This is a genomic window from Haladaptatus sp. R4 (assembly GCF_001625445.1).
Lineage (GTDB): Archaea > Halobacteriota > Halobacteria > Halobacteriales > Haladaptataceae > Haladaptatus.
Window position 1 is genome coordinate 722,574 of sequence record NZ_LWHG01000011.1, and the last position, 14,067, is coordinate 736,640.

Consider the following 14,067-nt stretch of genomic DNA (forward strand, 5'->3'; position numbering starts at 1 on the left):
TATCCGGAGTATCGAGACGAAGCCGGGAAAATAGAATGTCGGGGAGTGGGGGCGTAGATTCAGGGCGTGAAACCGGGGGGTGTTGGCACGGGGTTGGTGTCCCGATGCAGGGGACACGGGCGATTCGTGTTCGTCGTCCTCAATCGCTCTTGTAGCCGTGGCCGACGAGCATCGCGACGAGGTTGAGCACGAGGAGCGGGCCGAGCGCGTCGATGGAGGGGGCGAAGCGGCTCCCGTAGAGCAGGGGGAGGTATCCGAACGGAAGCGCGACCGCCGACCAGAAGCCGACGAATTGGACCGGGGTGAGGAGTTTTTTCACCGCCGTCCCGACGCCGCGCTGGTCGGGGAATTCGAAGTTCGATGCGCGTTCGTTCCGTAGCGTTGGAGGACTGGACATGATTTCTCCGGGATGTATTTCTCTCTATGACTGGAGGGGACATATAACAGGTCGAGAGTAAACAGAAATTCACGACATTTCACCCGCCTCTGTCGATTTAGCGACGTTTCATAACGGCTTCAAAATTCCTTAGACCTTTTAATATTCGATTAGAACCCATATCATCGATCTGGTAGTGTATGGATCAGTTATTGACATTCTCGGCTATCTTGACTGATTCATTCTGTGTCGGATCGAATTACATTTCTTCCCGATTGGTCGCGTACTGATCATTGGTCGCTCTCCGCGCCGTTCCAAAATCGGATCCCATTCGGGCGGCGGAGGAGGGACGGGAGAATCGTGGTCGATCGCTTCGTTACCGTTCGAAGTTCGGGAGCATCTCCACCCGATGGCCGTCCTCCCGTCGTGTCTCGTACGTGTTCGTTGCCCACTCGATCAAATCAGTACTTTCGCCGTCGAGACACGCCCGTACGTTTCCGAGGTCGTCGAACACGCACACCAGAACCCGTTCGCCGTCGAGGATCAACACACCGAACGGGAGTTCCCCCGCGACGCTGTGGAGGTCGAAGTCATCGATCGATTCGGCGGGTTTCAGTTCCGTGGAGCGCTCCATGGACGATCTGAGGCTCTCTTCGGAGACGACGAGTTCCGTTCGTGCCCCGTTATCGAGGAGTTGCCGACCGGCGTCGGCGAACAGGGGACTCATTATGGGCGTGAGTCCGCGAACCCGCTCGATCGATGGCGTCGTGAGCACGTCGATGAGGTACGTGATCGTTCGATACGGATCGCTTTTCGTCGACGCGACCATCGTCGCATACGTCGTCGCGTGTATCGGAAACGGGTCTTCGGTGTCGCCGAGGTGCGTGAGAAACTCGTCGTACTCTTCGACCCACTCTATCGTTCGGATCAATTCCTCGTACGCGCCCAAAACGAGTTCACCCGCTTCTGTAAGCCGGTATGCGCCATCGACACGCCGAATCCAGCCATAATCGGTGAACGTTCGGAGGGTTCGGTGCACGGTCGAACGCGACATCGAAAGGGTGTCCGAGAGCGCCCCGACCGTTTCCCCATCCTCCTCGCGAAGCGCCTTGACGAGGCGGATTCGGTTCGACGAACTGGTGAGAAACGCGGCGGATTCGTACGACGTCATCCGTTTTCGAGACCCGTTCCTGCCGAGTAGTCCGTAGTGAGACCCGCCACTTGCTGCTGTTCGTTCCATGCCGCGTGTCGCATCCATCGACTGTGTGTGTCACGGTCCGCATCGCGTCTCAGATATCGAATTGATTGCATCGTCTGAAGTTTTATTCATTACATAGATATATATTAATTATGTGTGGACATCGTTATGTGCTACACAAAAAACGGAAAATAATGGCACTCGCACTCGTTTGGGTGCTTCTGATTTCATGCAGTGCGCCGTTCGCCGGTGCCGCTGCAAGCGCACAGACCGAAAAAACGACCACGACTCTCGATACCCGGGGGACGTCGGTGGCCGATACGTCCGCCGCACCGATCGATCCGGCGCTGACCAAAGCCTCCGGAACGGTGACGGTCGTCGTGAGAATGGAGGAAGCGAATCCTTCGGTAAGCGCCGACCGTGCCGCCGCGATCGACACGCTCCGAACCCACGCGGAACGGAGCCAACGTCCGGTTCTCTCGTACGCGAAGCGACACCCGGACAGCGTGACAGTTCTCAACCGACTGTGGATCACCAACGCCGTCGTCCTTCGCGTCGACAAGAGTACCGTCGACCTGAAGAAGATCGCAATGATCGACGGCGTCACACAGTTACACGAGAACTTCGAACTCACGCTCCCGAAACCCGTCGATTCCAGCGCGGACGACACACCGGTTGGGATGTACGGCGCGAACGCGTCCGACTCCGCCGAGTCGAGCGAGTACAACACCACCTACGGTCTCGACCAGATCAACGCGACGGACGTTTGGGACGCCTACGGCACGAAAGGTACCGGCGTCAAGGTCGCGGTGCTGGACACCGGCGTTGACGTGGACCACCCGGACATCGACCTGTACACCGAAAACGAAAGCGACCCGACCTATCCCGGCGGATGGGCCGAGTTCGACAGCGACGGAAACCGCGTGCAGGGAAGCGTCCCGCACGACACCGACACGCACGGGACCCACACGAGCGGCACCGTCTCCGGCGGAAGCGCCAGCGGCGAATACATCGGCGTCGCCCCGAACGTCAGCCTCATGCACGGCCTCATCCTGCCCAGCGGGAGCGGGTCCTTTACCCAAGTCGCTGCGGGAATGCAGTGGGCGGTCGAACAGGACGCCGACGTCATCAGCATGAGTCTCGGCGCGACCGGGTACTACAGCCAGATGATCGACCCCGTTCGGAACGCCGAAGCGGCGGGTACCATCGTCGTCGCCGCTGCCGGAAACAGCGGCGAAGGGACGAGCGGGTCGCCCGGCAACGTGTACGAATCGTTCGCCATCGGCGCGTCGAACGAGAACCGCGGCATCGCGTCGTTTTCGAGCGGAGAGGAAGTCGATACCGCGAACGACTGGGGAAGCGACGCACCGGATTCGTGGCCGGATTCGTACGTCGTCCCCGACGTTTCCGCACCCGGAGTCGACGTGAAAAGCTCCGTCCCCGGTGGCGGCTATGCGGAGTACTCTGGAACCTCGATGGCGACGCCACACACCGCCGGTGCGGTGGCGTTGATGATCGCCGCGGCGGGCGGTGACCTCCAACCGTCTCGGATTCGGTCCGCCTTCCGAGAGACGGCGACCAAACCCGAAAGCTGCTCCCCGAGTTGTTCGCCGCGCGACGGGAACGACACCCGGTACGGTGCGGGTATCATCGACGTGAAGGCGGCGAGCGACCTCGTCGCACTCGAAAGCGGCATTACCGGAACGGTGACCAACCAAAGCGGAGCGCCCATCGCGGGGGCGTCCGTCTCCCTCGGAAACGGCCACTCGACCGTGACGAACGCGTCGGGCGGCTACACGCTCCTGGAGGAACCGGGGACGTACGACGTCACGGTCGATGCGTTCGGGTACCAACCCACGACTGCGACGGTCGATGTCGAAAACGAGACGTTCACCGATCACGACGTCTCGCTGTCACCGGCACTCGGCGTTCGCCTCCTCGACGGCCAGTCTGACGCGGTCGAAGGCGGGGATTCCGTCACCGTCACCGCCGCCGTCCGGAATCTGGACACGTACACCGCCGACCTCACCGGCGACTACGACACGGCCAACGCGACGCTGCTCGTCAACGGCGAGGAGCACCCGTTCGGCCAAGCCATCGACATGGACGGCTACTCCGGCGAACTCAACGTGACGGTTCGGACGAAATCCGGCACCCACGGCTCGTTTTCGCTCGCCCACACCTTCGAAGGGATGGGTGACAGCGTCGAGAAAACGACCGGCCCGACGAACGTCTTCGAGGAGTTCACGACCATCGCCGTGGTCGATTCGGACGAGGGCTACGGCGACCAAACCGCGGCCGCCCTCGATGCGTCGCTTCCCGCGAACTACCAGGTGACGGTCGTACAGGACGAGAACGCGATGGACGCCGTCGGCGAGTACGACTCGTTCGTCATGCAGGACTTCGACCCCGCGCAACTCGACGCACAAGCGTTCGTCGATGCGACGAACAGTCCGAGTACGGGTGTCGTCTGGCTCGAACAGTGGGGTGACGCGAGCGACACCGTCACGTCCCGGTCCGCCGCCGTGGGTGACCCGGCGAGTACGGACGACGAAGGGTTCGGTGCCGGAAACCCCTACTTCACCATCACGAAGTCGAGTCCCCTGTTCGAAGGTGTCGGGTCGGTCGGCGACAACGTCACCGTTCACACCGGAAGTTGGGGCGACCACGCGTGGTACAGCGGCTACAGCGGCACCACCGTCGCCACGGTCGGCGACGACGACGGCACCAAAGGGTCCGCCATCGGCGTGGACCGACAGACCGGAACCGTGCTCGCGTCGTCTCTCGGTCGAACCTCCTACGTGGGGAACGACGACTACACCGAAGAAGCGGACCTGATCCTGGCGAACGCCGTGCAGTACGTGAGTACCGCCCCGGCGGTCGTCGTGAAATCCGGACAGCCACGGCACGTGAACCCCGGCGAGGAGGTGCAGGTGAACCTGTCCGTGAACCAACTCCGCGATATCGAGGTCGATCTGAGCGAGAACTCTACGCTCTCGGAGGACGACCTCTCCCTCTACATCGACGGTTGGGGACCGCTCCCGTTCGGCCTCCCCATCCTCGAACGGCCGCCGGAAACGACCGACGACTACACCATCACCGTCGTACCGGACGAGGACGCGGTCGGTTCGTTCTCGCTCGAAACGACGGCGACGGCGGGCCCGACGCGGAGCGGGTTACGCTCCGAACCGGACCGACCGCCGTCTACGACGCGCCGATAAACGTCCCCGGCGACGTGAAGTCGCTGCAGGAAGCCGTGGACCTCGCGCCCCCGGGCGCTGAAATCGTCGTCGGAAACGGCACGTTCGCCGAACAGGTGGACGTGGACACGCCCAACGTCACCATCCGCGCCGCCGACGGTGCCAGTCCAGTCCTCACGGCGCCCGAGAACGCGACGGGAAGCGTTCTCACCGTCTCCGCACCCGACGTGACCCTCGACGGCTTCACGGTGGACGCGGGCGGACGGACGACCGGTCTCACCGTCGATGGTGCCGACGATGCGACCATCGACGACGTCACGGTTCGTAACGCGACGACCGGAATCGCGCTCGATGCCGCGAACGGCGCAGTCGTCGACGGCAACGCAGTCCGGAACGCGGCCGTCGGCATCGACGCGAACGCACCCGGTGCATCCGTCACCGACAACACCGTCGAGGACGTGACCACCGGTCTCAGGTTCGGCACCGCGAACGCGACCGACGTGCGGCAGAACGACGTTTCGGCGGAGACCGGCGTGCTCGTGGACGGCGCGGACGCCGACGCCGTCTCGCTTCGATTCAACGACCTCGAAGCGACGGACGTCGCGGTCGAATCGACGGTGGACGAGACGTTCGACGCGCGACTGAACTACTTCGGCGACCGCGGTCCGGCGAACACGACGTTCACCGGCGACGTGGCCCACGAACCGTTCCTGACCGCACACCCCGAGAACGTGAACACCGACTCGCCGACGAAAATCGGTGTCGACCTCGACATGCCCGCGACCGCGGGTAACGGGCAGGCGACCTACTACACGGTCGGCATTCCCGGCCCGACGGACCAGACCGTCGGCGACATCTTGGGTCCGTTCGACGGAACGGTCTACGGCTACGACGCTGGATCGAGTCAGTGGGAGCAACTGACGGACGACTCGTCCGTCGATGCGCTCGATGCGCTGTTGGTCGCGACGACGAGCGACGCTCGCGCCATGCTGACCTTCCAGCACACGCAGGGACCGCCGTCCCCGCCGGGACAGGCGACCCTCGGTGAAGGCTGGAACTTCGTCGCGGCACCGCAGTACGCCGGAGCGGACGACGCGTTCGGCGTCTCCTCCGGCGACCCGTCGCTCGTGCAGGAGTACGCGACGCAACCGAACGGGCAACTCGGTCCACGCAGCGAACTGACCGGGACCTACGAACTCGGAAGCGACGAACCCGGCCCGAATGTGAGCGCGTTCACGGGTTACTACGTCTACTCGGAGTCCGCTGGAACGCTCCCGACGTATCTCACGAGCGATCCGACGATGCAGGAACTGTACGACGGGCTGAACATCGCGACCGACGACCGCGGACTCCCGATCAGTGACGCCTCGGTGACGACGATGCGAACCGTCTCACCCGAGGACGTTACCGTCGATTCGAAGGCGAACGCCGAACCGCTCCCTTCGCTCCCGGCGACGTTCTACGGGACCGTCACCGTCGACGGCGAACCGGTACCCGCCGGAACGACCGTCACGGTCAAAGTCGGCGGCGAGAAGCGCGGTACGTTCACGGTCGGCGAGAACGGTAAACTCGGGGTCGCGAGCGGAACGGCGAAGAAACTCGTCGTGGCCGGAACGAAGGACGACGCGGGTGCTCCCGTGACGTTCTCCGTGGACGGCACGACGGCGACCACCGATTCGAAAGTCACGTGGCATCAGGGACAGGTCGAATCGGTTCACCTCTCGGTCAAGTCGGGCACGTCGTCGCGAACGAGCGACGATTCGAAGGCGTCGTCCGACGAGAAACAGCAATCGAAGGAACGCCACCCACTGCTCGCATAATCGCCATCCTCGGCGGTTTTCACGACGGCCGATGACGACCGGTTGACGAACAGTGAACCGTTCCGTCCTCTTTTTCTATCGACGCTACCGCTCGATCCTTCGTTCGATGAGTTCCCCTGCCGGACCCGGACTTCACGACTTCGCTACCACGGTCCGCGTGAAAAAACGAACAAAACCGTGCGTTCTCAGAAAATCGTCCGTTCTCGGCCGTCGTTAGCAGTCGTCCGTGTCACCGCTGTTCGAGTCGTTCGACGATGTGCTGATGTCGGAATCCGACCCGCTGGAACTGTCACTGGTGGTGGTGTCGCTCGATCCGCCGGAAGTCTCGTCGCTCGTCGTGGTCGTCTCGTTACCGTCGTCGGTAGTGGTCGCCGTTGTCCCGTCGGTATCGTCAGTCGTGGTCGTTTCGTCGCTCGTCGTGGTCGTCTCTTTCGTCGTGGTCTCTTCGCTCGTTGTCGTGGTGTCCTCCTCCGTCGTCGTGGTGCTTTCGTCCGTGGTCGATGTCTCGTCGGTCGTCGTCGAGGTGTCGTCGCCACCGCCGGAACCACCGGAACCGCCACCGAACATGTCGTCCTCGCTGTTTGCGACCTCGTTGCCGTTGGAATCGAGGAGTGCAATCACGTCGCTGCGATTCCGCTCGATGACCCGTTCGTCGAACGACGGTTGAACGACGACGTCGGCGTCGTCGACCGATACCGCACCGGAGGCAATTTTGATTATCCCACCGGACCCGACCGTCGTCCCACTTGGAATCGTGCCGGTCTGGTCCACGCTGTCGTTTCCGTATTCGAAGTCGACGGTCCACCCGGAGAGATCGACCGATCCACTGCTATCGTTGTAGAAGGTGATGGTATCCTCGGTTGCCGATACGTTCAGCACCTTGAACGCCGGTGTCCCGTCCTGCTGTCCGAACGCTTGTGTTGCACCGCCGCCGATCGCGAGTGTCGCTCCTATCCCAGCAAGAACTGTTCTTCGAGTGGGTTCCATGATACATTCGCACCAACACAGATTATACACTTAACATGATTTGGTCACTGAAGTTCATATCTACGGGAATATAATTTAGGGATGAGTTGACAACTTTAGCGATAAATTCCTAAAATTGAGCTCATTCCATTGAGTCACTAACGGTGTCGTCCGGCGATATTGGGGTGGTATCGCGGATGGACATTTCGAATCAGAAACTAGACAATATTCTTCCAGGAATCTATTTTTGGATCGTGATGGGAAATAAAATCACGACAGATCGCCGTTATGTGGTTCGCTCAAGAAGGCGGCGTTTCGTGTCGAAAGAACCCGATGTACTAGCCGTTCGACACCATTACACGACCGACCACACCTTCGGCTACGAAGGAGTAGTTTTTCGTAAGAATACGATGCCCGGGGAGGGCACGGAACACGAAGTTCCGAATCCCACTTTAATAGTATAAGTCAGCACCCGATTTTGGCCTCGATCCGTCATCGGTCGTCCTCCGAGTAGTACGCGCCACCAGAAGCACCGCCGTTTGGGAGATGATCGGGACGGTTAGGGCAACCATAACGGTGACCCACTTCGAGATTTTCTGGGGTACGGGTACAGCGAGCCCGGCAGGTCGAACAGCGGAACTCATTCTCATGTTCAACTGAACGCGCGTACGAGGCGAGCAGTTTCTCGGTGGACATCACCCCATCACCTCCTGGGCGAGTTCCAGTTCGCGTTTGACCTGCTCGATGTCGGGATCGCTTCCGCAGTGCATGAGTGCCGTAAGTGCACAGGCGCGTGCAAACTCATCGTCACAGTGACGGAGGATACTCACCAACGTATCCTGATTCTCCTTTAACCAGCGCCGCGCGTCTTGGGGTGTATCGAATCGGCTCATCGGGAATCACCTCCCACCCGAGACTCGAGATTCACTTTCGATTCGGTAGCAACTCTTAGGTATGTGTCGTGTTTCTGTCTGCATGCTTCTCTCGCAAGGGAAGTGCGGTCTCGGTGCTTCACCACCGAGGTTTTGTCATGAGTGCACTCCGATATGTCTCTTTGAGTACCTTCGTTATCAAACCGTGCCTTACGTCCAGTGAAAGTGAAATCGTTGCCGTCCTCAGCTGAGTCGGCGTTTTCAGGCACAATATCTTGAGAGCTGATTGCAAGCTCGCGTGCGGTGATCGGGCTGACCGGACAACCACACGGGCTAAGAATGTGCGCGGATGGCCCACACGTGACGAGCGCAAGGGTCGGTTCGTCGCAGTAGGGGCAGTTAGTAGTCGATTCGTTCGGACAGTCGGGGCTTTCAAGACCCCGCGAGTTTTCTTCGTACATGGCTTCCGTACCTGAGTTACGGAGGCTATCGCGGATCCGGTGCCCTAACACCGATCCGCTTGCTTTCTGCAATGGATCCATCGGAGCGACAGATCCGCGTGTAGCTTCCGTTATCAGACAAGTCTATAGACCGAGGTAATAAACCTACTGCATATACGTAGTTTACAACACACATTCATGAACCCGAATGGTAAAGAACAGTAGAACTAAGCGCGCTTCCTCTTGATTCTGGTTTATGCGCCCGCGAGTAGACTGGATGACTCGTGCAGACGATTACATCCTTGAGTTACTAGATGAGGCGGGTATCGCGGCAAATCCCAGTACAATCGGGTTCAATATCGACTACGACCGCCGATACGTTTCTCAACGTTGTCGGGTCCTCTCTAAGAATAGCCTGCTTGAGCGAGTCGATGAGGCGAAAGCCATGTACCAAATCACGGATAAAGGGCGGCAGTATCTTGCTGGCGGGCTCAATGCGGGTGAGCTTGAAGACTAAAATTCAGAACCAGATGTTCTGGATATCGTATTTGAAATCCACTACATTTATGTAATTATGTTACCAATCCAAAGATTAGCTAATGGCGGTAGATGATCAAGTACCTGAATCACGATTTAAATATGAAGGTCATCTAATATTCAACGGCCTTTATACAACAGAAGTAGAATCTATCTTCGATAAAGCTGAATCAAATGAGGCATTAGAAGCTCGTTTAGAGGATAAACTTCCCTCATTAAAAGAGAAATATAACGGCGGCCCACGCAAGGGCTACAGAGACATGGATTTGAGCTATCATCTCAATCTTGAGGAAAGTGACAGTTTAACATCTCACCACAAAAATCTTGCTGAGAAGCTGGTCGCAAAAGAATATCTTGATGAAGAACTCGGTGACGCGACAACGGTTTTTTCGGATGACAAGGGAAGAGTTTCTGGGAAGAGATTAGATAAAGATAATGCATATATCTACTGGTTGTTACCTAAACTTTTGATGGTACAAGGTTCTAAGCCAGAAGTAGAGACAACGCTAAGTGATCTCTATTCTTCACTCGGTCTTACGCAGGATCAGCAGGAAGCATATGCCACTCTTCGTCCAGTGGAGTTTGATAAACATTTCTTATTGTGGCTTGTTTACCGAGATTATATCGGAAAAGACATTGGAAAGAATGTTTCTCTTCATAGTATTAGTGAGATAACTATTAAAGGGGGCAGAGATTTCTTTGGTGAAAGTGCTCAGGTTACAGAATCGACTGATATCCTGCGCTCCACTGCTTTTATTGAAGGATTGTTTAAGAATAAACTGCCAGTGCATCTCAAAGCGATCTTCAAGGTAGGTGGGCAAAATCTCATGGTAGATATCTCCAAAAGCGGCCGCATACATATATTGTCTAAAGAAGATATAAATAGTTCAACGAAGTTAGAAAGAGTTATGATTGGGTTACACTTTGTGAGCGAGTTCACCACTCTTCGACAAGATTGGGAATTCTATGATCCTGATAAAAAATATGTTCCTCCAACATTCATAGAGGAACTAAATGATGTTGCTAAAGACCAAGGTGCCGAAATAACATTCCGCCGGGAAATCATACCAGAGTTGTTAGATAAGAGAGGAGAGGATCTGGAGGATTGGGACCTTGATTTTTAGAAGGGATAACGAAAGAGAGATGTGTTGCCCAAAAATATACCCTCTACCAGCGACTAGTCTAATTGGAGGATAGAAAATGCCTAGAACTCGTGATAGCGTTAGACAGGCTGATTTCTCTTCACTTCCAGTAGAAAACTCTATCCAAGATGTCTCTGATGAAATTGAGCTATATGATGTAAATACAATCTCCATCGAAGTCTATTTGGAAGACTCTGAGGAGTATCCATTTGAAGAACCAAAAAAAACAGAAGGGAAATTCAAATATGAATATTCAGACCAATTGGGTACTGAAACAGCGAGCGGGACGTTTCAACTTCGTCACTCATCTCAGTTGTTTGTTGTAAGGAAAGAAAGTGGCACTGCAAGATTAGATCGTATTGTTAGTGTACTTAATAATTCTTTAGATGATGCTTTAGAGAGCGATGTCACCATTCACAATCGTTTCCGACCTACTAGAGAAGGTATTTGGACGTTTATTGAGAACGCAACTTGGAGAAATTACGTGGAAATTCTCACAGATCTTGGTGAAGAGAAACGTGTGAGTGAATATTGTGAAGAAACAGGAAAGAGCTTCGAGAGTATTGTAGGTCGATATCCTATACTAAGAGCAGAATTTGTTCTAGAATTGCCTTGGAATGATTCAGTTGACGTGGTATATGATCAAGGACACTTAGAAATATCTACTGATAATATAGAAGACTACGAATATGTTCTACAACGTTTCGAGACAGATGTATTCAGTAATTAAACTATGACGATATTAGGTTGGGTTGCAAAGAAGATAAGCAAACGGACTTCAAAGCCATACGATTTGATTTATGAGAGCTTCCACGAATCCTATAAATCATCCTATCACAAACAACTTGCGCATACTCTTCAAACAGTTCTTTGGGTGATCGCTTCGATTTTGAGTGGATATCTTGCTTATCGAACTGGGGATGCTACTAAGCTACTCCCCACTCTTACATTCGTTATTATTGCTCTCTTGGGTGTTTTATTTGTATTCCCAATCTTTCCTTATATACATTGGAGATATGCGAAACCATTCAACTTTATTCCTAAATGGTTCCCGTTAACACAAGATCCAAAAGCACTCCAGCAAGCGCACTATGATAAGCTTCGACTTCCAGATGAAGATTCATACCGGATAGTAGTTTTCTTTGATATACCCGGTCATATTGAGGAATATGACTTCAAACTAATCTCTTCACATGAGGAGTTGGAATTCGAGGTCTTCCCAGAAAAGCAAGGAATGTCTCAAACAATCTATCCAGATGACAAGGGAATCTACAGTAGCACCGAAATCAATAATGACAATGTTTTCAATATATACACTGTTCAGAAGCGATCCCCCTTTGGAGGAGACCCAAGCCATTTTCTAGAGATTTTAGAGGTGTCAAATATATCTGGTTTAGCGCGTGGAGATTCTGGATATAATCTTGACGAGGAAATCGCTCGTGAAGAAGGAACTAATATACTGCACATTGATGTTGACGAATGAACCAACAATGCTGGTGATATAGAATGAGCGGAAAATCCTTCTCTTATGATGGGCACCTAATATTTAATCGCATTGCTAGATTCCCTAGTGAGCTAAATTCCGTATTAGAAAGGTTAGCATCTCATGATGAAGACGAAGAGTCAAATTACAGCATGAGAACATCATTCGAGGAATTAGAATTGTCAAAATATGATGGATTTCCCGAATTAGACCCATCTTTTCGGATTCTTTCTGAAGAACTTAATTTACTGCGATTTACTAAAGAAAGCGCCGGGTCTATTTCTACAGTACTTACTGAAGATGGATCACGGGTCAAGGCACGCCCCATCCATCAATCAGTTGTTGATGTCATTTGGAAGACACCAGAAAGAGTTTTTTTCTTCGGAGGCCGATCTGAGACGGATAATGCGTTCAAAGAGATCATAAAGCAATCTAATATAGATCGCCCTAAGCAAATATCGTTCAATCCATTCTTTTTCCTTTGGGTATTCTACAAGTATTTTGAAGATGACAAAATAGGGGACATAGATATACTCTCGCTGAAGGAGGCAAAATTTGATGGGGACGGGTCTGAATTTGGTCGCCAACTTTCAGTCAATGGGTCTGATTTAGAAAAAGATATGAGCGTCATAGCGGGTCTGTTAACGGGAAAAAAGTTAAATCAATTAGGAGGTGTATTTTCCATTGAAGGCCATTATGTTGATCTTACACTACATTCAAATGGCAGAATACATATCAAAGCTGCAGAGGATATTCAACGATCAAACAGTCTCGTACGCTATCTAACTGCTATCAATACAATCGAATCGATAACAAAGTTATACGAGAGTTGGACTCATAGACCAGATGAACGCCGATACCCTCCCCCTGATTTTTATTTGAATCTTCGAGAATATGCCAAATCAGAAGGGGTAGATATTCAGTACAATATTCGTCCCCCCATGGAAGAGCTGGCTCAAAAGCGAGGCAATGAATTGGATAGTTTTCTAGAGGACGATTAGCCAACAAGGACTCAGCTTCTATTGAACTTCAAAGGACGTCCTATACACTCTATAGCCGCTTGTAGAGATAATAATCTGTCAGCGTAGCACGATAGCTCGGCAGATCGAAAATTCTGACCTACCCTACTGTAACCCCCACGAAGTGCGACAACGTATTTCTCCCACCAACAAACGGCGGATACGCCAACAGGACCAGCACGTACCAAACCGACACAACGGCCCCGAGAACGAGTAGACCAACCGTAAATGATTGTCCGTGATGCCACCCACCGACTCGCAGTGAGCCACGAAGCTCGTAAGTCGCCTCGACGTTCCGCAGCAACCATGACGCGTAGCAGACCGGCACCAAGATCAGTACGAACGCCAGCGGCGTCGTCGTGTACTGAAGCACGTTCCAAAACGCGCCATCGAGCGCAAAATCTCGATTTTCTACCAAAGGGACTGCGTGGAATGGATTTCTGATGAATAGTTAGTACAGAATTAACTAGAATATGAAAACATTTCTAACATATGTATTTATATTATTGTGAGATAATTAACAACTATGGCACAATCGATTGATGAGATTCACTCACTGATTCTCGAAGCGATGGAGCGGCGCAAAACAATCACACTGGAGTATAAAGGCGAAAGTGAACAACGCTATCACGAGAGGGAGTTCGAGCCGTGGTGCTATGGGGTACACCGCACGACTGGAAATCGCGTCCTCCGCTGTTATCAAACCAGAGGTCACAGTGAATCTGGTATGCCTGATGAGTTGCCGTTCTGGCGACTTGCTCGGGTAGACCGGATGAGATCGGTTTCCATCACAGACAATAATATTCGTGATGACTCTCCCCCGTACTACAACCCCCAGGACAAGGATATGAGAAGTTATTTCGACAGTCTTCCGAAATAGATCCTGAATCCAGTCTCGATTCAAGGTGACTAGTTGTTAGTCCTGCCAACGAGGGCTAAAACAGCATCCACATCAGAGCTCATCCATCAGTCGTACTCGTACGCCCGCTTCTCGGTTTCTTCAACAGCGTCTGT

At 54.1% G+C, this 14,067-nt stretch carries 12 protein-coding genes; 8 read left to right on the top strand and 4 right to left on the bottom strand.

What is annotated here, in order from left to right; translation table 11 throughout:
* Positions 1 to 139: 139 nt before the first annotated feature.
* Both A4G99_RS25105 and A4G99_RS07350 read right to left on the bottom strand, forming a co-directional pair.
* The gene (locus A4G99_RS25105; protein WP_190303717.1) at positions 140 to 397 is read right to left on the bottom strand and encodes a hypothetical protein; all 258 of its coding nucleotides are present in this window, start codon (positions 395 to 397) and stop codon (positions 140 to 142) included.
* A 355-nt stretch (positions 398 to 752) separates the two neighbouring features.
* On the bottom strand, positions 753 to 1,616 hold the full coding sequence (locus A4G99_RS07350) for a winged helix-turn-helix domain-containing protein (RefSeq protein WP_223301754.1): 864 nt from the start codon (positions 1,614 to 1,616) through the stop codon (positions 753 to 755).
* A gap of 152 nt (positions 1,617 to 1,768) precedes the next feature.
* Between A4G99_RS07350 and A4G99_RS27045 the strand changes: the two genes are divergently transcribed.
* Positions 1,769 to 4,795, top strand: a complete 3,027-nt coding sequence (locus A4G99_RS27045; protein ID WP_223301755.1) for a S8 family serine peptidase — start codon at positions 1,769 to 1,771, stop codon at positions 4,793 to 4,795.
* 14 nt (positions 4,796 to 4,809) lie between these two features.
* On the top strand, positions 4,810 to 6,594 hold the full coding sequence (locus tag A4G99_RS27050) for a NosD domain-containing protein (protein WP_223301756.1): 1,785 nt from the start codon (positions 4,810 to 4,812) through the stop codon (positions 6,592 to 6,594).
* Between the two features lie 213 nt (positions 6,595 to 6,807).
* On the opposite strand, the gene A4G99_RS07360 is transcribed toward A4G99_RS27050, so the two are convergent.
* Together A4G99_RS07360 and A4G99_RS07365 are read right to left on the bottom strand one after the other, a co-directional pair.
* On the bottom strand, positions 6,808 to 7,581 hold the full coding sequence (locus A4G99_RS07360) for a lamin tail domain-containing protein (protein ID WP_066141349.1): 774 nt from the start codon (positions 7,579 to 7,581) through the stop codon (positions 6,808 to 6,810).
* Between the two features lie 674 nt (positions 7,582 to 8,255).
* Positions 8,256 to 8,453 carry a hypothetical protein gene (locus A4G99_RS07365; protein WP_066141351.1) on the bottom strand — a complete coding sequence of 66 codons (198 nt, stop codon included), beginning with the start codon at positions 8,451 to 8,453 and terminating at the stop codon, positions 8,256 to 8,258.
* A gap of 696 nt (positions 8,454 to 9,149) precedes the next feature.
* On the opposite strand from A4G99_RS07365, the gene A4G99_RS07370 reads away from it, so the two are divergent.
* The 6 genes from A4G99_RS07370 to A4G99_RS29800 all read left to right on the top strand — a co-directional run bounded on the left by A4G99_RS07370 (position 9,150) and on the right by A4G99_RS29800 (position 13,933).
* The gene (locus A4G99_RS07370) at positions 9,150 to 9,389 is read left to right on the top strand and encodes a MarR family transcriptional regulator (protein ID WP_223301757.1); all 240 of its coding nucleotides are present in this window, start codon (positions 9,150 to 9,152) and stop codon (positions 9,387 to 9,389) included.
* A gap of 82 nt (positions 9,390 to 9,471) precedes the next feature.
* Positions 9,472 to 10,533 (top strand): hypothetical protein, encoded by a 1,062-nt coding sequence (locus A4G99_RS07375; protein ID WP_150123056.1) that lies wholly within the window; start codon positions 9,472 to 9,474, stop codon positions 10,531 to 10,533.
* Positions 10,534 to 10,609: 76 nt separating this feature from the next.
* Positions 10,610 to 11,281, top strand: a complete 672-nt coding sequence (locus A4G99_RS25115; RefSeq protein ID WP_150123057.1) for a hypothetical protein — start codon at positions 10,610 to 10,612, stop codon at positions 11,279 to 11,281.
* Positions 11,282 to 11,284: 3 nt separating this feature from the next.
* Positions 11,285 to 12,034, top strand: a complete 750-nt coding sequence (locus A4G99_RS07380; RefSeq protein WP_066141360.1) for a hypothetical protein — start codon at positions 11,285 to 11,287, stop codon at positions 12,032 to 12,034.
* A 23-nt stretch (positions 12,035 to 12,057) separates the two neighbouring features.
* Complete coding sequence (locus tag A4G99_RS25120) at positions 12,058 to 13,035, top strand: hypothetical protein (RefSeq protein WP_150123058.1); 978 nt, start codon at positions 12,058 to 12,060, stop codon at positions 13,033 to 13,035.
* Between the two features lie 544 nt (positions 13,036 to 13,579).
* Positions 13,580 to 13,933 (top strand): WYL domain-containing protein, encoded by a 354-nt coding sequence (locus A4G99_RS29800; protein WP_082837729.1) that lies wholly within the window; start codon positions 13,580 to 13,582, stop codon positions 13,931 to 13,933.
* The last annotated feature ends 134 nt before the right edge of the window (positions 13,934 to 14,067 follow it).

Bases quoted from the DNA above. Each gene is read 5' to 3' on its own strand.
- A4G99_RS07360 (WP_066141349.1), bottom strand. From the start codon at position 7,581: ATGGAACCCACTCGAAGAACAGTTCTTGCTGGGATAGGAGCGACACTC.
- A4G99_RS07350 (WP_223301754.1), bottom strand. From the start codon at position 1,616: ATGGAACGAACAGCAGCAAGTGGCGGGTCTCACTACGGACTACTCGGC.
- A4G99_RS25115 (WP_150123057.1), top strand. From the start codon at position 10,610: ATGCCTAGAACTCGTGATAGCGTTAGACAGGCTGATTTCTCTTCACTT.
- A4G99_RS07370 (WP_223301757.1), top strand. From the start codon at position 9,150: ATGACTCGTGCAGACGATTACATCCTTGAGTTACTAGATGAGGCGGGT.
- A4G99_RS29800 (WP_082837729.1), top strand. From the start codon at position 13,580: ATGGCACAATCGATTGATGAGATTCACTCACTGATTCTCGAAGCGATG.
- A4G99_RS25105 (WP_190303717.1), bottom strand. From the start codon at position 397: ATGTCCAGTCCTCCAACGCTACGGAACGAACGCGCATCGAACTTCGAA.
- A4G99_RS07365 (WP_066141351.1), bottom strand. From the start codon at position 8,453: ATGAGCCGATTCGATACACCCCAAGACGCGCGGCGCTGGTTAAAGGAG.
- A4G99_RS27045 (WP_223301755.1), top strand. From the start codon at position 1,769: ATGGCACTCGCACTCGTTTGGGTGCTTCTGATTTCATGCAGTGCGCCG.
- A4G99_RS25120 (WP_150123058.1), top strand. From the start codon at position 12,058: ATGAGCGGAAAATCCTTCTCTTATGATGGGCACCTAATATTTAATCGC.
- A4G99_RS07380 (WP_066141360.1), top strand. From the start codon at position 11,285: ATGACGATATTAGGTTGGGTTGCAAAGAAGATAAGCAAACGGACTTCA.
- A4G99_RS07375 (WP_150123056.1), top strand. From the start codon at position 9,472: ATGGCGGTAGATGATCAAGTACCTGAATCACGATTTAAATATGAAGGT.